This is a genomic window from Micromonospora gifhornensis (genome assembly GCF_016863515.1).
Classification (GTDB): Bacteria; Actinomycetota; Actinomycetes; order Mycobacteriales; family Micromonosporaceae; genus Micromonospora; species Micromonospora gifhornensis.
In genome coordinates, this window is record NZ_BOPA01000042.1 from 28584 (window position 1) to 47095 (window position 18512).

Below are 18512 nucleotides of genomic sequence, written 5' to 3' on the forward strand. Positions count from 1 at the left end.
CGAACGGGACTCGTCGTGGCAGGCGGCACGACGAGCCACTTGCCGGCAACAGCCGGCGGCATGACTCGCTCACACCGACCCGGCAGTCGATTAGTACAAACGATCGAGTCGTCCGGTATCGTCGTGAGGGTGACGGCCCCCCGACGCACTCCCCGGCGCGCCTTGGCTGACGTCTCGGCAGCGGCAGATCCTCGCGGTAATCCGTGAGTGGGTCGAACGGCATGGTTACCCGCCGACGGTGCGGGAGATCGGCGCGGCCGTCGGCCTCGGCTCCCCCTCGTCGGTGGCCCACCATCTCAAGACGCTCGAGCGGCACGGCCTGCTCCGCCGGACTCCTGGCGGACCGCGGGCTGTCGATGCCCGCCCACCAGTCGGTAACACACCAACCGGGCTGGTCGGCCGGGGCACGCTGTTCGCGCTCCGCGTCCGAGGCGACTCCATGGTCGACGCGGGCATCGCCAACGGAGACGTCATCGTCGTACGCCAGCAGGCGGTAGCCGACAACGGCGACATCGTCGCTGCCATGATCGACCACGAGGCGACCGTCAAGCAGTACCGGACCCGCGATGGCAAGGTCGAACTCGTTCCCCACAACCCGCACTACCCCGTGATCCCGGGCGACCGGGCCACCATCCTAGGCAAGATCGTCTGCGTGCTCCACCGCCCGTGAATCACTCCGGTCCGCGCACCAGTCACAAGTCCTGGGCATTCAGCCGCGCCCGACCTCGCAGGCCGCAGCCCCTGCTGCCCGACTTGGCTCACGGTTGGCTGATTCTGGGGTCTGCGGTGCTGTGACCTGGGCTGTTGTGTTGGGAGGCACGCACTAAACGGGTCGGGTTCTATCGTGTCGGCTGTGGTGTACGTGCGGACGGTGAAGACGGCGTCCGTAGCGCGGGCGGTGCAGATCGTGCACTCCCAGCGGCGGGGCTCGCGGGACATCGAGCACATCGGGTCCGCGCACACCGACGCGGACCTGGAACTGCTCAAGGCGGTGGCCCGGCAGCGGATGACTGCGGGGCAGGGCGAGTTGGATCTGCGTCTGCCGAACAGCCCGGCCAACGGGGGTGCTCCGTTGCCGATCACGTCCACGAGGGCCGGGCACCTGCTGGATGCTTTGGGCCGTGGGTACGACGTCCTGGGGTTCGCCGCGGCGGCCGAGCAGGACGAGGTGTTCAAGGCGATGGTCCTGGCCAGGATCATTGAACCGACCAGCAAACTCGACTCGGTGCGGGTGTTGGACGAGGCCGGCGCGTGGGCGCCGTCGTACGCGACGATCAAGCGGCGGCTGCGGCTGTATGCCACGGGAGGCACAGCTTCCGCCGCCGGCGAGAAAGCCGAGGGCGTGCCGGTCCAGGACGGCGCTGAGCCGACGTTTGATCCGGCCGGTGGCCCGTGGCGGGCGCGGCTGGCCCGCGCCTGCGCCGAGCATGTGCGCCTCGGGCCGGCGACGTTCCTGCTCTACGACGTCACGACGTTGTACTTCGAGGCCGACGAAGGTGACGGGTTCCGCGAGCCCGGCTTCAGCAAGGAGAGGCGTCTGGAACCGCAGATCACCGTCGGTCTGCTCACCGACGGGTCGGGGTTCCCGCTGATGGTGCACGCGTTCGAGGGCAACCGGGCCGAGACCACCACCATGATGCCGGTCCTACGGGCCTTCCTCGACGCACACCGCCTGTCGGATGTCACCGTCATCGCCGACGCGGGGATGGTGTCCGAGGCAAACAAACGCGCGATCGAACAGGCTGGGCTGTCGTTCATCCTCGGCGCCCGCGTCCCCGACGTGCCCTACGTCGTCACCGAATGGCGCGACGCCCACCCCGACGCCGAGATCCCCGACGGGCACGTGTTCGTCCAGCCCTGGCCGGCCGGCCCCGGCGACAAACGCCGCGACCACACCATCTTCTACCAGTACCGAGCCGACCGGGCCCGACGCACCCTTCGGGGCATCGACACCCAGGTCGCCAAAGCCGAGACCGCCGTCGCCGGCAAAACAGCGGTCAAGCGGAACCGGTACGTACGCCTGACCGGAGCGACCAAGAGCGTGAACCGGGCCCTGGAGGCCAAGAACCGGGCACTGGCCGGCATCAAGGGCTACGTCACCAACCTCCCGAACCCGGACCCGCAGCAGGTGATCGGCGCCTACAGCCAGCTGCTCCAGGTCGAGAAGTCCTTCCGGATGTCCAAGACAGACCTGGCCGCCCGACCCGTCTACCACCACACCCGCGAATCGATCGAAGCCCACCTGACCATCGTGTTCGCCGCCCTGGCCGTGTCCCGCTGGATCGAGAACACCACCGGCTGGACCGTCAAACGGTTCGTCACCACCGCCCGCCGCTACCGAACGATCACGATCCAAGCCGGCGACCACACGATCACCGCAGCCGACCCACTACCCGCCGAACTCCAAGCCGCCCTCGACCTCATCCATGGCACGCACTGAGCCTTTTTCATCCTGCGTAGCGGTCGGTCTCGACGTGGTGCAGGACGAGGATGGCCTGCACGATCGGGGTCGCTCGGCGTGGGCAGCAGCGCAGCTTGGTCAGGATCTTCCAGGTCTTGAGGGTGGCGATCGCGCGTTCGCCGCGAGCGCGGATCTTCGCGTGGGCACGGTTCACGGCTTTCTGCCGGCGTGACAGCTTTGGGCGGAAGCGGCGCCGCTTGAATGGCGTGCGCACGCTGCCGCGGGCTCCTTGGTAGCCCTTATCAGCGAAGGTCATCACGTCTGCCCTGCTCAGCGCGTCGATGATGCCGTGAGTCCGGGCTGCGGTCAGGTCATGGACCGAACCGGGCAGCGCCGGTGATGCCCAGACGAGCCGGCCAGCGGCATCGGCGATGACCTGCACGTTCACGCCGTGGTGCTTGTGTTTCCCGGAGTAGTGCGGCTTCTGGTCGGCGACCCGGTCGATCGGTATCAGGGTGCCGTCCAGGATCGCGTACGCCAGCCGACGGATCCGTTCCATGGCGGTGTCCAGGTCGTCGGCTGCCGAGCTGAGCAGGGCTATCGCCTCCTGCACGTAGCGCCAGGCGGTGGCGACGCCGATCTCGAAGCCGGCCGCGAGTCGGGTGTAGGTGTCGCCGTTACGCAGATGGGCCAGAGCCAGCAGCGCCTGCCGGCCGGGTTCGAGACGCCGCCACCGTGAGCGACGCTGCTTGCGGTGGCCGCGGATGCGTTCGGCGAGGTGGTTCAGGGTGCGGCTGGACAACGGAATCGTGGCGGGGTAGGACAGCATGGCGAGGCTCCCGGTCGGGGCTTCGAGTCTTGGTCGACAGCTGTCCTACCTGGAGCCTCGCACCCATCGATCACCGGGCCTGCCGCACCCACCCTGACCTGCAAGATCAGCTTGGAAAAGGCTCACTAAATGAGCCAAGTCGGGATTCAGCCGCGCCCGACCTCGCAGGCCGCAGCCCCTGCTGGTCTGGCTGCCTGTCTTAACGGGTTGCCTGAGCATGCCAGCGACCGGCACGCCGTCACCGGCGAGGGCCAAGCCGCGTCCGGGCTGGCCGCCCCGGTGCGCCAGTCAGCGAGCCATCCGACATCTTCGTAAGCGCGGGCCGGCTCCTGCAGCACTGAGAGGACCCAGCCCGCTCCGAGCCCTGACCACCACCGCGCTGCAGGCAGCTCCACGCTGAACACGGTCCGACCGGCGCCGCGACCACCACCGCGACCGCCACAGCCACTATGAGCGACCACTCGCCATCGACCTCAGCACAGGATCACGAACTGCTACTGCCGTATGGCCCCTCCGCCGACCGACTACCTGCACGTTTCTTTTTCATTTCCACGCCTACCGGCCTCAGCGGCAATTGCTGTGATCGATGGCCAACGATCAGCAGCCTGCCGCAATGCCTGTTTGACCCACCTCTGCACCCGATGCGTCAATTTAGGGACGAAAATTCCTGCTGGGCCAGCATCAGAAGAACGTCTCCTGCGGGCGAGCCTCCACCCTCCTAAGCCGTGCGTAATCAAGGAGATCGCTAGCGCGGGCATTCTTCGCCTTCCAGTCACGCACGATGGATTCGCCCAGCAGCACGTAGTGCCAGCTAAGGTCCCCTCGGAGGTACTCAGGCAGCTGGTTGATTTGCTCGCACCAGGCGAGCGCCGCCCGCTGCTTGCGCTTGACGTTCTCGTCGCTGAGCGCGGACTGCGCCTTGGTCTCGACGACGTACAGATCGGTGTCGGTGCGCACGAGGAAGTCCGGCGAGTACTGGGCTGGCATGCCGTCGGCCTTCAGGTACGGCCGCCGGAGGAAGCCGTGGCGGTACTCGTGCACCTTGATGATGGCTTCGACACGGGTGTCCTGATCGGCCCACTCGATGAAGGCCCGCTCCAGGCCGCCACCCTTGATCGGCACGGGCAGCTTGGGATATATGCACTTCTTGACATCGACGGCCGAGCTCGAACGGACCGGGATGGTCTTGACCTCGGAGAGCAGTCGGTGCTGGACGAGGGCCTCTGCAACCGATTGCGTCTCCTGAGCTTCGGTCAGCTTGGTGGCGAACACGCCGGCGATCTCGTGCGCGACATCATCGAGCAGTAGGACGCGCCAGTTCTCACCCTCGAGCGGATCGAAGTCCTGTTTAAACATGCGGCGCCGGACGTAGGTGTCGAGCCAGCCGGTGAGCAGCGGCTTGTACGCCTGCAGGATCGGGTATTGGCTGATCTCCTTGTACTTGCCGGCGCTGCTGGTCAGGTTCCGGCCGAGCGCCTCGGTAATGCGCGTGGTCATGCGCGAGAGGTAGTCGTTATAGCCCGTCGCAGTTAGGATGCCGCCGTCGACACGGTAGTCGCCGTACTGCGTGCCGGTCTGGGCGTCGTGGGAGACGAACTGGTCACCCTTGCCGATCTGCTTGATCAGCCAATCCACCTGATATTTGCTCGTCGGCAATGCCGTTGGGTCGACACTGGGCTTCTTCAGCTCCTCATCGGCGTCACGGATGATGATCGGCACCTCAAAGTCGTAGGCCTGGTAGCCCTCGCGCAGGTCGACGTGCGCCAGATCGCCGGTCGCATCCGTCGAGTCGGAATCGTCCCCGACCTCGACGGCGAGGCCGCCGCTCAGGAGCTCGTCGTAGAACTGCGAAAACGCTGGGTGCTCGACGATGAACAGAACATCGAAGTAGTTGGTCGGCTCGAGTCGCTGAGCAATGCGGTCGCGCGTCTCGCGCTTGAGCTCGTCGATCTGCTCGTTACCGCGCCACATAAGGCGCAGACCGCGACCGACCGTCTGCTCGAGCAAGATGGGGGCCACCGAGGAGCGCAGCGGCACGATCACGCAGATGTTGTTTACGTCAAAGCCCTCGCGGAGCATCAAGACAGAGACGATGACCTTGGGCTGCTTATGGCGGTCGACATCGAACAGGCGCTCACGGATAGGCTCCCAGTCCTTGGCCCCCAACTCCTGCTTACGGCCAGAGTCGACGCGCAGGATGTCGTCCTCGGACAGGCCCGTGCTCTGCAAAAAATCGACAACGTGAGGCGTGACGTTGGTGTCCTCACAGATCACCAGCAACTTGGGATGCTTATCCGGGTCGGTCACGGTGAACTGCTGCTCCAGAATCTGCAGCTTCTTAAGGCCGGCGCGCAGCATGACGCGCTGGCCTTCGGAGAGACCGGTCACCCGCTTCTGCTCGTCGCGCTCGGCCTTGAAGTCAAGTGGCAGCGCGGCGACATCCTTGCGCTTGTCGAGTGCCAGCGCCTTAACCAGGCCCGCCCGCATCGCGGCGTTCAGGTCGAAATCGACCACGATATGCGGAAAGTATTGACGGTTCTTTTTCTTCCCCGACCCGACCTCGTTGTACGGGGTGGCCGAGAAGTCGACCTGGATGAAGCGCGACCCCTTGGTCGACGCGATTTCGAGCAGGCTCTTCTGCCACTCAACGTCGGTAACCTCTTCGGACTTGCGCACCTCGTGGATGTGGTGGGCCTCGTCGTTGAAGACCATAAGGTCGGGCAGGTCCTTCAGCGCCTCAAGAGGCCCACCGCGGGAGAATCGGCGGTCTAGCACGGCGAGCGAGTTGCCCGCAGCGGTGCCAGGCGTCAGCGGGAAGAAACTCTCCACCGCCGCCTTGGCGTCAATCTCCCGGCCCGGCGCCTCAACGTCCTCCTCGGCGAGAAAGTCAGGATCCTCCTGCCCGGCGAGCAGGTGCCAATTGGTGATCGCGACCATGCCCGATCCTGTCACCTTCCGCCCAATATCGTCCTTTGTGACGATCGAGGACTGCAGGAAACCGAAAACCTGCGTACGGTAGTTCTCCGGGATGAAGAGATCGCGCTGCTTGTAGATATCGCTGGTGGTGAAGTCACGCTCGCCGTCGATGGTCTTGCCTTGGAACGAGTCGAGCAGCCGATCGTAGACGATAAGTCCCGGCGCGACGAGCAGGAAATTGCTCGTGAAGCGCTCATCGCTGGGGGTAGCAATCTTGTTCAAGTACTGCCACACAAGCAACGCGTTGAGCACCCAAGTCTTGCCGGTACCTGTAGCCATCTTCGCGGCGTACTTTGGGTGATTGTGGCGGTCGCGTGTGACCTCGCTCAGCACTCCACCATCGAGCACGGCATCGCCCGCCACCGCCTCGTATAACTCGCGCAGGCTCTTAACTCCGAGTACCTCGTGGGCGAAAATCACGTGCAGGATCGCGACACGTTGCCCCTCATGGAAGTTGAGCGGACGGATGTCACAGAAGTCGTGCTGGAACCAGAACTTGAGAAGCTCCGCAGTCGTCGGCGTAACCTGGCGCAGCAACTCCGGCTGCAGTCCCGCGACGATATCGGGGATCTGCGAGTCGACGAGCTTCGAGATGCCGGTCGCCAGCGGGAAGAGATCGCGTTGCTGAATCATCGCGTTACCTCGACGTCGTCGACCACAACCTCGGATTCGAAGCCGAATACATCGACTGCGCGGACGCATACACGCCGAGCACCATCCTTGACCGGAAGCTCAAGATGCGCAGTGGTGACGACACGCAGCGGGTCGTCGTCGTTCTCCGTGTTGCCTCGGTAGTCCTGCCAGACGGATCGGAAGACCTCACCGTCATAGTCCGGATCAACCGCCCAGTACTCGATGAGTGCCAGCGGCTGCTCATTCATGACTTTCTGTAGTGCATCCCGATTCTTGTCATCGAGGTTGATGGCCTCCGGGGAGAGCAGCACGTAGTTGCGAAGATCCACAGCCAACTCCTCGCCGTCGCTCACCTGCTTACGATGAAGAACGCCTGCGTCGAGGTACTGGAGACTCGAGAAGCGCACCTCGCGGGAAAGCTTGTCAGCACCCTTCTTCTTCAGCCGATCCAGCAGGTCAGGCGGGATAACGAGCACTTCGAGTCGGTCGTCGTTGAGCGCAGCGATGTCCTGACCGATGCCGGCCGAGAAGTTCCAGCCAAGCACGATGACCTTGTCGAAGCCGCCGAGTTTGCTATCCCGGTAGCCCTGCGCACGACGGAGGGTCGACACCGTCGTGAGCCGGGACGGACTGTCCGCCATGACCAGCGTGCGAGTGTTCGGCAGACGGCCGAGACTGCCGTTGACGTTGTCCTCTGGGGGCAGCGGCAGCGCGCCGAAGAGGTCGAGAACAACCTTGGCGAGATCACCGACCCGGAAAGAGCGGCCGAGCGTCGAGCGCGCCTGCTCCACCTGATAGTCGCCGATGGCCTGGTAGAGGAAGGGCTTGGCGTCCTGGTCGATGAGGCGCTTGCGGGTAACCATGGCCGCGGGCTTGCCGAGATCGGAGGCCACCCACTTGCGGCCAAGGCGCTCGGCGACGGCAGCGGTCGTTCCAGATCCGATGAAGAAGTCGGCCACGAGGTCGCCCTCGTTGGTGGTTGCACTGATGATGCGTTCGAGCAGCGTCTCCGGTTTCTGGGTGTTGAAGCGCAGGTTCTCGGTCTTGTCGGCGGGCTGAAGCATCGAGAGGCGCCAGACATCGTCGACGGTCCGGTGGGTCGAATCGACGTAGATGACCTTCCCGTTCTCGTCTTTAGCATTGACGATTGCTTTCTTTTCAGAAGACCATACTCGCTTGATCTGCCGAATCGGCTTGTCTCGCTTTTCCTTTTGAGGATTAAACGTAAACTTTTTCGACTTTCGGTAGAACATGATAAAATCGTGATTGCGAGGGAATGTATTGATATTCCCCTGCATCTTGTTGTAATACCACCAGATGATGTCGTTCGAGAAGTTATCCCGGCCGAAGATCTCGTCCAGAACGATCTTTACGTAGTGCCCGACGTGCCAGTCGAGGTGCACAAATATTGAGCCCGTGTCCGCGAGCAGCTCCCGCATGAGCACAAGTCGCGGCGTAATCATGGCAAGGTAGGACGCGGTGCCATCCGCCCAGGTATCGGAGTACGCGAACTGCTCGAGCACGGTCGGCTTCTGATCGATGGTCGTTCCGGGCAGCGTGATCTGCGAACGATAGTCCGCTTTGGAGTCGAACGGCGGGTCGATGTAGATGAGATCAATCTTGCCGCGAAGGCTCGGGGTGTCCTCGTCGCCCGCGAGAAGCGCAGCCATCGCCAGTAGGTTGTCGCCGTAGATGAGTCGACTTGGCTGATCCACATCGGCGGCGATGTCGCCTCCCGCCTGCAGTGGTTGCCGGAAGAGATCGCGCGCCGACGTGTCTTTGGAGGGGACGACCAGCTCTCGTGTCTGGAGCGTGACCCGGTTCCGCCCCTCAAGCTGCTCCAAAATATGCGCCGCCTGCCGTTTCCCGGCAGCAACGATCCCAGGCAGCTCCTCCAGCAGCGACTTGCCCACGTTCTTCCTCTCGCTCACGCCTTGCCTCCGCGAAAGCGCAGCCCCACGCTGTGCTCCGCCCCTTTCGCGGCGACCCCATCGAGCCGGGCCGACAGAAGTCCCCAGGGTGCGCCGAGTCGATAGATCCCCGAGCCGCCATCGATGCCTGACAGGCCCGGTCCAACTGTCGGGCTTCCGCGATCACAATATGAGGTGCTCTGATATTTGACTCTGGCAAGTCCTCGCCCTTGTCCGTCACGTACTACACGAACGGCACCGTCAGGATGTAATATCTGCATCGACTGGCGTCCATACCACCACGCAGTTCGCCGCAGCTCCCCCACAGTGGGGTGTACAGGTCCGGCTTCCTCAGAGCTACTAACACGCCGACAGTTGGCCACGTCGAGCTCAAAGCCTGACGACAACCCCATGGCGAGGCGCCCGTGTGATCTATCCATCCCCTGGTGACCATCCTTAGCGTGCCATTGCGTAACAGCAACGTCACGAACGGTTATGCCGAATCTGAGCGCCCCTAACAATAGCGTCCGGCACCAGCAGAGCAGTCCCTCGACGCGCGGCACTCGGCGGTGTAACGGCCACCAGTGGGCCGGCATCCAGCTCGGCGGTGTATCAGTAATTGACACTACGAGCCTGCCCGGTCCGCAGTGTCGCCCCGGGCGCTGCTCTCGCGGCTGCGCCCCGGGGACCCCGCGCGGGGGTCCTGTTCGCGCCACTGGCCTGCCGTATCGACGCACAGAAGACGTTCAACCATGTGCAAGCTTCCGGCTCCTTGCCAAACTCCCACCGCAGCACCTTCCCGGTCTCGCTGTCCCCAGCGCGGGCGATCAGCTTCCATCCGCCTTCGGCGCCTCGGCCGTACGGCTCACCACAGTCCGGCCGGTGCCGGTACGAAGATCGCGGCCATGGCGGTGGCCGTACTCGGTATGATCTCCTACAAGCAGGCCTGCCACACATCCCCGCCGCCGGGCACCACCTGGCCGTCACCCGGCCCGCCGCGCAGCAGCACGTCCAGCCTCCGACAGCACGTGCGCGATGAGCGCCGGGATGCGGCGTACGAGACTCTGCCGCCCGACCAGCGGGGCGTAGGCCCGTCCCCGCAACCGAACCCCTGCGGGGACCGGCCGACGGCAATCTGCGGCCATAGCTGTTCCACCGCCGTCTCTACCGTGCCGGCCAGCACCGTGCGGGCCGCCGGCACCTCTTTGGGTACGACGACCACGGCGCCACCCGCACATGGCCCTAGCCAGCAGCCGAGCGGTGACCTCGCCGACGTACAGGGCCGCCGCCGACTAGCGGGCGGACATGCTGCAGCCCTGGTTGGCGCATTCGATGTCGCGGATATCCGGCCGAGGCCAGCCACGTCTCTCCCACGATGGGCCCAGGCGCAGCGGCAGGTGGTCCGCGGCAGGTGCCAGGACGGCGTCCGCGGCCCCTGGGGGCGGAAGATGAGCGGCACTGACGGCCGGCGTGGTGGAGACTGGACGTGATTCCAGCCCGCGGGCGGGCGAGCACCGGGGCGGAACCGGTGCTGCGGCGGCCGGTCGCGCCGATGCTGGCGGCGCCGGTCGGCGTGGTGCCGGAGGGCCCGAGCCTGGTGCATGAGCCGAAGTGGGACGGTGCATCGCCTTCCGCGAGGCCGGCGGGGTGTACCTGCAATCGCGGGCCGGCCGGAACCTCACCGGCGGCATCAGCCGCGCGGTGACCGTGCTGCTGGGCCGACTCGACCGGCGGAGGCGGCTACGGTACACCGCTCCCACCCGTTGACCGCCGACCAGCGTGCGGCGCTGGCCGAGCGGCTCTCGCTGCCACGCATGCCGCGCCCTGGCACGGTGGCTCATCCGTGGCCGCAGCCGCTGCCCGCGTCCTGGACCTGCCAGTTGGACCGGCCGGAACCGCTGCCGTACGTGCAGGTGGAGCCCAGCGTGGTGGCAGAGATCGACGCCGACGTGGCGTTCGAACACGGACGCTGGCGCCATCGGGTGCGGTACGCACGCCCTCGAGCGGACTTGCCGATCTATGACGTGCCGCTGCTGCTCGGCGAGGAGGAGGGCTACTTCGGCGACCTGGGGTGAGCACCACCAGGCCCGCTGATGAGCAGCTGGTGCTTCCGGAGCCGCTGCAGGCGCACGGGCCCGTCTTGCTGGCAACGCCGAAGACGGAGTCCCTTCCCGGTGGCGAGGTATACAGGCACTACCGGTAGCGACGCCATGTGACCTGGAGATCATCGAAGAGAAGCGATCGAAGTCGGTGCGCGAGTTCACGGGCTACATCTGGGCGGCCAGCAAGGGTGTCGATGGTACTAGTGACCAGCTGGAGCTCTCGAACCCGGCGCAAGACCGGCCAGCCCGTCCACTCCGTGATGTCGATTCCGTAGGCACCGACGAATTCCTGGTAGTCGGCAGGTGAGCGACCGAACCGGGTAGCCCCATGGGCGGTCGGTACGAGATCCCACTCCCGCGGTCCGATGCACAACCCGTCCAAGTCGCAGAGCAGCGGCTCCGAGCGGGCAACCGCAAAATGACCTGCTGCCGGGAGGAGAATGTTCCCGGTGTGTGCGTCCCCGTGAATGACACCCCATGGCAACCGCCACACCACCCGATCGAGATCCTCCTCCGCCTCGTCGCAGCGCACACGGAGATCCTGCAGGAGGTCGGCCGCCCCGATCCCCATCTCCGTTCTCGACCACTGCTCCAGTTCAACGGCTTCCTCGGGCGGTAGCACTGCGGCAGCGTCGAGACGCCGACGAAACTTCTCGATAGGCGACCAGTGCGGCAGCGCTACATCGAGCCGGTCAAGGCTGTGGAGGGCGCGTAGCGGCGCGGCCAGGTCGATCGGCTTGGGCTCGTCGCTGACAGTTGGTACGTATTGCCATACCGTGGCGACCCAGTCCCCACTAAAGATCGGCTGAGACGCGACATCCGAGGCGAGCCGCACGACCGGCATGCTGGCCTCCTCAAGGCACGCCGCGACCGACACCACCCGGCGGGCGAGCATCGCAGCGTGGGGACCGGCAGCCAGTCTGATCACGAATGGCGGCGCCACGAACACGGCGTTCATCGTGTACTTAACGAGGCTGGCGCCATCCGGGTCGATGCCGATCTGGGCGCAGATGTCGTTTAGGTGGCTCCGAAGTTCTAAAGCGACAGCATCGCTGAGTGCGGTGGTCATCAGACCGCCTGTAGCTCCGCGATCCGGCTGCCGAGGGCAGCGAGCACCGGCTCCCGCTCGGCCTGGGGGGCGGCGAGCTCCCATAGAGCGTTCAGACGATCGTTGGCGCGCGCCGATCGCATCCCGTCCGCCATCAGCCCCACCGCTTTCATCCCGTACTCGCCAGCGGTAGCGAGATCATCGGCCAGGATACTCGCCGTTGCGACGGAGATCGTGTCGAAGATGAAGGACCGACGATCTTCAGGCCGGCGTAGCCGCACCGCTTGGTGCGAGTACTCGGCGGCGCGGTCGACGTAGCGCACATGCTCCGGATGGCGAGCGAGGGCCGAGTAGACGACGGCGGAAATTCCGTGCACGTCTGCCTCGGTCAGCGCGAAGTGGGTCCAGGTCGGCGCGGTGTTCGGGTCTGCCTGATCGAGCTCGCCTTGCGCGCGGGTCAAGCTGTCGACGACCTGGATGTCGGCACCGAGGAGCGCGTATGCCCAGGCGGTGTTGGCGTGCAGGATGGCGACGCTCGCGTGACAGCCGGCTTGCTGCGCCGCGAGTTGCCCAAGACCGAACAGTTGCAGTGCGTCGGCGGGCTGTTCCTGGTGCAGGCTGACCCGCCCGAGGCGATAAAGCGTGTTTGCCAGCAGCGGTAGCGAGTTGGTCTGCCGCGCCAGGACGAGGCTCTGGGTGAGATGCCGGCGGGCCATGTCGTGGTCGTCGAGATCGTGCGCGACCCAGCCGACGAGGTTGTGCAGTTCAGCGAGGGCAGCCCGCAGGTCGGCAGCAACCGCGTCGGCGCATTTCATCTGTAGGAGCTGTGTCGCCCACGCCACGTATCCGCGTGCGGATTGCAGGCACCGGCCGCCTCCGGCAGCTGCGTCGAGACGCCGGTGGAAGGCGGTCACAGCACGAACGGTGGCCACCTCGTCCGGACCGACGATGGCCGGGACGGCGATCTCCTGGGAGCTGGGCAGCCACCGCTGCACGTCGGCGGGTATTGCACCGACCGCGATGCTTGCGACGACGCCGAGCAGCTCTCGGTGGTCGATCGGCGCGAGGGATCTGGCCTGGTCGGACGGCGAGCCCTGTCGGTGGTGGCTAGCCTGTTCGTCAAGGGCGAGCCCCATGTAGTGGCGCGGGATGTTCAGCCCTTCCGCGATTCGCTCCAGCACCGCATAGTCGGTGACGATGCGACGACCGGAAGCGATTTCCGAGACCCGGCTCGCGCCCAGCCCGGTTGCGGTCGCGATCGCCGACCAGCTGAAGCCGCGTTCCTTAAGAAAGCCGAAAACCGCTCCGATGTCGTGGCGAGCAAGGTGTACGCGCACGGCAACGCCCCGGTAAACGCCGTCGTGCCACCACTGCGGCCTGACGATCCGCTGCATGGATGCCACTCCCTCCGACCGCGGATACTGCGCAGAGTAGTCGGCCACGTGCAGGATGTCCGCCCTGCCGCAGGGCTTTCGGCCCGCCATCTCACGGTGAGAGACCCACCGTGGGGCGCTCACCGCTGGCTAGCTGGCGGTAACGGCATCGGCCAAGGTCGTTGGCATGCCAGTCAGAAGCCATCACCGCCTCCGGGTCCTGCAACAGGGTTCGGCGGCCGAAGCTGAGCAAGCTCCGAGGCTGACTCTCGTAGAGGGTGGCGACGGCCGCCAACAGGCTGGCCTGAACGGGTTCGGGGTGGGTGCTGTGCAGGAGGCCCGCTCGCCTCGGACCAATGCGCGGCTGGAGCTGGCGTTGACCCGAGACGTCGGTAGCGCTCCCGCCCGCGCTTGCCGGAGGTCCGTGTCACTCGGGATCGTCGTCCCCCGCGCTTTCCCGAGCCGGACCGCCGGTGCCGTGGTGGCGTGCCGGTGCCGGAAGTCGCCGGCACGCCATCGCGGACAGTCCCGCCAGCGTCCGCCCCTACGCCGAACAGTTCAATGGCGCTGCGCACCGCCCCGCTACGGGAGCAGCTCATGATCGGACAACACCTGGCCGTTCCGCGCCGGTTCGCCCTCGCCAGGTACGCCGACGGCGATGACAGCCCAGCAGTGATTGCCTGGGGTATCGAGCTGCCCAACGGATCCGCCGTCTCCGTCGGGATCGACGGTGAGGCGGTCGCTGTCTGCAGCAGAGCGACCCATTGCGAACTCATCTACGACGCCGAGCTGGTCTGGATCGATGGCAAGGTCAGCGACTCCGAGAAGGAGACCTTGCCATGAAGGCCGCCGGCATGAACGAAAGCCAGTACGCCCAGGCTCCGCAGGCCCACCCGGACAGCGACTTCCTCGCGACCGCGCGCGTGGTCCTGGACATCCATCGGGACGACGACGGCTTCTGCCTGGGCTGCCACGTCTACTTTCGCCAGCTCAAGCCTTTCCCCTGCGAGTACCACTCCTGGGCCGCGCGGGTCATCGCCACCTACCCGAGGGCGGCTCCCTCAGCTGGCCGAGCATCCGCTCGCAATCGTCGACCCGCGCCCCTTCGGCTGGTGCAACCGGCAACCACCTCCGCCTGCGACGACACGGTGGTCCTCCGCATGCGGTAGCGGGCAGCCCGCCGAGCCATCGATACCTCGATCTCCGCCTGAGTCGGCGGTAGCGGCGGCCGCCCCAGAGCGGCGGACGCCGAGCTTCGCCGCGGGCCAGGACGGCCCGCGGAACTCTGAGAAGGAGGCCCCCATGGCAAACGGAACTCTCGAGTTGAACGCGACGGGCAGCGACGACGAGTTCGATCTCGACGTCAGCCTGCTGGAGGTGGCGGACGTCGCTGGTCTGGTCAACCTGACCGACGACGGCTGTGGCAGCACCTGCACCGCCTGCACCACCAACGTCGCCTGATCTACGGGCTCCGCAAGGCCGGCCGGCGCCGTGGCAAGCGCCGGCGCCGGCCGGTACCCCCCTGTCTCGCTGAGGTGATCACGTGAGCCGTTCCGGGGATTCCCCCGCCTATCGGTCGATGGACACGGCGCTTGTCCGGGCCGTCGCCCATCCGGGGATCAAGCTGCCCCCGTGGCCAGATCTGACCGAACCCCGCTCCGACCTCGTGCCGTCCTGGGTCACCTGGCTGCGGCAGGTCTGGGCCATCGGGGCCGTGGCCGAGGCAGTCGCCCTTTCCAGCCCGGTGCTCGCGCAGCAGGTCGGCAGGCTCTGCGCGGGTGAACCCTGTTCCGTACGCGAGGCGCGGCGAACGGTCCTCGCCACCGCCCGGTACGCCCAGCGCATGTTGGGCCGCCCCACGCCATTCGGGCTCCTCGCCGGCGTGGCACCCGCCGTATTCGGATCCCGAGCACCCACCCGTTGGAGCTCGTCCCATCGGGCCGTCGCCCGGGCCGGCGCCGCCTGGCTCACCGACGTGATCGCCCATCTCGAAGGCTGCCCGGACCTGCTGTCCCGCCTACCGGTGGTCGCGAACAGCACGATGATGGTTCGCGACGACCGGCTGATCGTCCCCTACCAGCAGCAACCCGGACCCGACGGGCAGCTGGGAGCGGTGGAGGAAAGTAGGGGTACCACCACAGGTCCCGGACCTCGTCGGCGTCCGGGAGGTCGGTTGGCTCTTCTCGGAAGCGGACCCGCAACCGGTCCTGGCCGGTGACCTCGAGCCAGGGCATCCCGCCCCTACGTTCCCGCATGACGGTCGCGTTGCGCTGCGCCAGCACCCGGACCAGAGCCGGGTAGTCGCCCTCTACCAACGCGGCGGCGATGTCCCGCCACTGCTGCTCCGGCAGCAGCACCGCCCCCTCGGGCCGGACCGAGCCGAGCCGCTCACCCCATTGACTGCGCAGGTCCGTCACCACCTCGTCGAGATGCGCGTCGTGCCGGCTCAGCAGGTGGCTGAACAGCACGGTCGCCGGGGCCAACACCGATTCGCAGACCGCCACGCGGTGCAACCGCTCCGCCAGGTCGGGCCACCCGTGTCGCTCGGCATCGGCGATGAGCTGAGCCACGTACGCCCCGAACAACTGCCCGTCCTGACGGCGGCGAAGTCTGATGAGGGTGGCGAGCCGGCGTTGCCGGCTTTCCGTCTGGTCGTGCGGGCCGCCGTCGGCGAGGTGACGGCGGTAGAAGTCCCGTTCGTTGTCGGTGAGCGGCGTGCCGAACACCGCCGCCACGGCGTCCCGTCGGCTGTTGGGCCGGAGGTTGAAGGAGACCGTATCCGCGGCGAGGGCCTTCGTCAGGTCCTTGGCCGCGCGACCCCATGCCATGGCGACACGGGGAAGGTAGGTGGCGTCCACGAAGGCCGCGGCCTCGGGGGTAAGCCGCGCCGGTGCGCCGGGAGCGACCAGGGCCGAGGCCCGCGCCGGGGCGATGTAGTTGCCGAGCAGCCCGTCGGTCTTCTGGTTGCTCAGGATCTGCCGATCCGGCGCGGCCGAGAGCGCTACCTTGCCGCCAGTGCCGCTGGCGCCTGCGGCGCGGGCCGCCACCCGCTGCCGCCCGAAGAAGCCCCGGTGGTTGTGGACCTCGTGCCGGACGTACCCGGCCATCTGCTCCCACACCAGGAACGCGGCCTGCCGCCCGGCATCATCCTGAGCAGGACCCAACTCCGCCAGCCGGAGCCCGACCAGCAACGTGATGAACCCGGCGAGATCCCTGGTGACGGTGGTCAGGTTACCGATCAGCGGTCGGCCCATCGCCGACCACACCGGCCGCGCCCCGAGCCCGTCCCGCGACCCCTTGATCCGCGCACGGGGGTCCAACTCGGTGAGAAAGACAACCACCGTGCGATCCTCGCCAGCCGCGGCGGGTCGGGGACATCCCCCTTCAGGGCAAAGGATGAGGAAACCTGCCGAACGATCTCGAATTCGGCGGCCAGACGGGCGAGGGTGTCGCCGTTGCGTAGATGAGCCAGCACGAGCAGGGCTTGGCGGCCGGGGTCGAGGCTGCGCCACCGGGATCGTCGCTGGTAACGAGGGGTATGGATCAGGCCAGCGACATGTTCAACGATCGAATGGACAACGGGATCAAGGCAGAGTGAGACAGCAACGAGGCTCCCGGGAGGGGCACCTCTCTTGGTCGACTGCTGTCCTACCGGGAGCCTCGTCCTATGTCGACACACGCCACGCCGCACCCACCGTGACCAGGACCATCACGATGAAAAAGGCTGTGAAGGTAGGTGTTGGCTGGCCTGGGGCTGGCTGGCAGGGTCGGCGTCATGATCGCGGCTGGGTGTGGCTCATGAAAATGGTGGCCCCACAGGGTGCTCTCAGTGAGATCTGCCCATCCGGCCCGTGGTCGGGCGCCGGCCCTGCCCCTCTCGGTGGCTTGATCAGAAGCTTGCCCGGTCCGTTGCAGCGGATCGTGGCTCATCACAGTCCTGCCTCGAGAGCACACATCTCCCGGGCCGACGCCGTCACGACGTCTCCCGGGAAGGCAGTACGCCGCAATGGCCATTGTCGCAGACCAGTACGACTTCGTCATCGGCGTGGACACCCACGCCGCCTCCCACACGCTCGCTTTGATCACCGCTGGCACCGGCGCACTCGGGCAGCAGGCTCAGTTCCCGACCAGCCCGTCAGGGCTGCGCCGTGCCGTCGACTGGATCCAACGCCACACCCACCAGGCGCCGACGCTGATCGTCATCGACGGCGCCGGTTCCTACGGCGCCACCTTCACCGAGCAGCTAACTGCAGCCGGCTTAACCGTCGCCGAGGCCCCCGACGTCGCGGCCACCACCCGGCGTCGCCGTGGCAAGAGCGACGTCGTGGACGCCGTCGCGATGGCCCAAGCAGCTCGCAGCCTCGACATCGACGAATTGTGCTGGCCACGGGCCGGCGGCGATCGCACAGCCCTGCGCGTCCTGACAGCGGCTCGCGAACAGATGAACGGCGAACGCACCCGCGCGGTCAACGCGCTGACCGCGCTGCTACGCACCGTCGACCTCGGCATCGACGCCCGCCGCGCCCTGACTACCACGACGATCGCCGCCATCGCGGCCTGGCGCACCCGCAACGACAACGCCACCGTGGCCGTCTGCCGCGCCGAGGCGACCCGGTTAGCGCGTCGCATCCGTGCCCTCGACGCAGAACTCGCCGCCAACCACACCGCGCTACACGAAACTGTCACCGCCCAAGCACCACAACTGCTCGCCCTGCCAGGCGTCGGCGCCGTCGTCGCCACCACCGTCCTACTGGCCTGGTCCCACCCTGGCCGCGTCCGCTCCGAAGCCGCGTTCGCAGCCCTGGCCGGCGCGTCACCACTACCGGCCTCATCAGGCAACACCACCCGCTACCGGCTCAACCGCGGCGGCGACCGACGCCTCAACCGAGCGCTCTACACCGTCGCGCTGGTCCGCATGGGCCACGACCCCCGCACCCGCGACTACGTGACCCGCCGCACACGCGAAGGACGCACCAAACGCGAGATCATGCGCAGCCTCAAGCGCTACATCAGCCGGCAACTCTTCCGGACCCTGAACAGCGCCCACCCAGCCACCAGCACCACTTGACAGCCATAGAAGCATCTCACTGGAACGTCGATCTGCGAGCCGCCTTCGAGTTGAGGGACGACCCTGCACCGGGTATCGACGTCAGGCAGAGCAGCGACGACTTCGCGGAGCTGCGGGTGCCCCCCCCCCCCCCCCCCCCCCCCCCCCCCCCCCCCCCCCCCCCCCCCCCCCC

At 66.7% G+C, this 18512-nt stretch carries 13 protein-coding genes and 3 pseudogenes; 9 read left to right on the forward strand and 7 right to left on the reverse strand.

Annotated features, from left to right (window positions below; translation table 11 throughout):
• Window positions 1-166: 166 nt before the first annotated feature.
• Both Vgi01_RS25840 and Vgi01_RS25845 read left to right on the forward strand, forming a co-directional pair.
• Window positions 167-670, forward strand: a complete 504-nt coding sequence (locus Vgi01_RS25840) for a LexA family protein (protein WP_204292817.1) — start codon at window positions 167-169, stop codon at window positions 668-670.
• Between the two features lie 183 nt (window positions 671-853).
• Complete coding sequence (locus Vgi01_RS25845) at window positions 854-2440, forward strand: IS1634 family transposase (protein ID WP_425559841.1); 1587 nt, start codon at window positions 854-856, stop codon at window positions 2438-2440.
• Window positions 2441-2447: 7 nt separating this feature from the next.
• Here the strand turns inward: Vgi01_RS25845 and Vgi01_RS25850 are convergent, their stop codons facing one another.
• From Vgi01_RS25850 to Vgi01_RS30885, 4 genes and pseudogenes are all read right to left on the reverse strand, one after another.
• Entirely contained in the window at window positions 2448-3230 is a 783-nt protein-coding gene (locus tag Vgi01_RS25850; RefSeq protein WP_204292807.1) for a transposase family protein, read from the reverse strand.
• A 681-nt stretch (window positions 3231-3911) separates the two neighbouring features.
• A complete protein-coding gene (locus Vgi01_RS25855) occupies window positions 3912-6839 on the reverse strand; it encodes a DEAD/DEAH box helicase family protein (RefSeq protein ID WP_204292808.1) in 2928 nt (975 codons plus the stop codon).
• Complete coding sequence (locus Vgi01_RS25860) at window positions 6836-8770, reverse strand: site-specific DNA-methyltransferase (protein ID WP_204292809.1); 1935 nt, start codon at window positions 8768-8770, stop codon at window positions 6836-6838. The genes Vgi01_RS25855 and Vgi01_RS25860 overlap by 4 nt, the downstream gene beginning before the upstream one ends.
• An 810-nt stretch (window positions 8771-9580) precedes the next feature.
• Window positions 9581-9764, reverse strand: a pseudogene (locus Vgi01_RS30885) (hypothetical protein); the annotation flags it as partial.
• A 596-nt stretch (window positions 9765-10360) separates the two neighbouring features.
• Here Vgi01_RS30885 and Vgi01_RS30890 point away from each other — a divergent pair.
• Window positions 10361-10516 carry a hypothetical protein gene (locus tag Vgi01_RS30890; protein WP_239089156.1) on the forward strand — a complete coding sequence of 52 codons (156 nt, stop codon included), beginning with the start codon at window positions 10361-10363 and terminating at the stop codon, window positions 10514-10516.
• Window positions 10513-10824 (forward strand): hypothetical protein, encoded by a 312-nt coding sequence (locus Vgi01_RS30895; RefSeq protein WP_239089158.1) that lies wholly within the window; start codon window positions 10513-10515, stop codon window positions 10822-10824. Before Vgi01_RS30890 ends, Vgi01_RS30895 begins: the two co-directional genes overlap by 4 nt.
• A 118-nt stretch (window positions 10825-10942) precedes the next feature.
• On the opposite strand, the gene Vgi01_RS25870 is transcribed toward Vgi01_RS30895, so the two are convergent.
• Together Vgi01_RS25870 and Vgi01_RS25875 are read right to left on the reverse strand one after the other, a co-directional pair.
• A complete protein-coding gene (locus Vgi01_RS25870; protein WP_204292810.1) occupies window positions 10943-11920 on the reverse strand; it encodes a phosphotransferase in 978 nt (325 codons plus the stop codon).
• Complete coding sequence (locus Vgi01_RS25875) at window positions 11920-13293, reverse strand: NsdA family TPR-like regulatory protein (protein WP_204292811.1); 1374 nt, start codon at window positions 13291-13293, stop codon at window positions 11920-11922. Before Vgi01_RS25875 ends, Vgi01_RS25870 begins: the two co-directional genes overlap by 1 nt.
• A 540-nt stretch (window positions 13294-13833) precedes the next feature.
• On the opposite strand from Vgi01_RS25875, the gene Vgi01_RS25880 reads away from it, so the two are divergent.
• The 4 genes from Vgi01_RS25880 (at window position 13834) to Vgi01_RS31525 (ending at window position 15490) form a co-directional block, all read left to right on the forward strand.
• A complete protein-coding gene (locus tag Vgi01_RS25880) occupies window positions 13834-14115 on the forward strand; it encodes a hypothetical protein (RefSeq protein ID WP_204292812.1) in 282 nt (93 codons plus the stop codon).
• Window positions 14112-14441: a hypothetical protein gene (locus Vgi01_RS25885; RefSeq protein WP_204292813.1), complete on the forward strand. Its 330-nt coding sequence runs from the start codon at window positions 14112-14114 to the stop codon at window positions 14439-14441. Before Vgi01_RS25880 ends, Vgi01_RS25885 begins: the two co-directional genes overlap by 4 nt.
• A 133-nt stretch (window positions 14442-14574) precedes the next feature.
• Window positions 14575-14733 carry an FxLD family lanthipeptide gene (locus Vgi01_RS25890; RefSeq protein ID WP_204292814.1) on the forward strand — a complete coding sequence of 53 codons (159 nt, stop codon included), beginning with the start codon at window positions 14575-14577 and terminating at the stop codon, window positions 14731-14733.
• Window positions 14734-14851: 118 nt separating this feature from the next.
• Window positions 14852-15490, forward strand: a complete 639-nt coding sequence (locus tag Vgi01_RS31525) for a lantibiotic dehydratase (protein ID WP_373307039.1) — start codon at window positions 14852-14854, stop codon at window positions 15488-15490.
• 1197 nt (window positions 15491-16687) lie between these two features.
• Here Vgi01_RS31525 and Vgi01_RS25900 read toward each other — a convergent pair.
• Window positions 16688-16878 (reverse strand): annotated as a pseudogene (locus Vgi01_RS25900) (transposase family protein); the annotation flags it as partial.
• 400 nt (window positions 16879-17278) lie between these two features.
• Between Vgi01_RS25900 and Vgi01_RS25905 the strand changes: the two are divergent.
• Window positions 17279-18344: pseudogene (locus Vgi01_RS25905) on the forward strand (IS110 family RNA-guided transposase); the annotation flags it as partial.
• Window positions 18345-18512 lie beyond the last annotated feature (168 nt).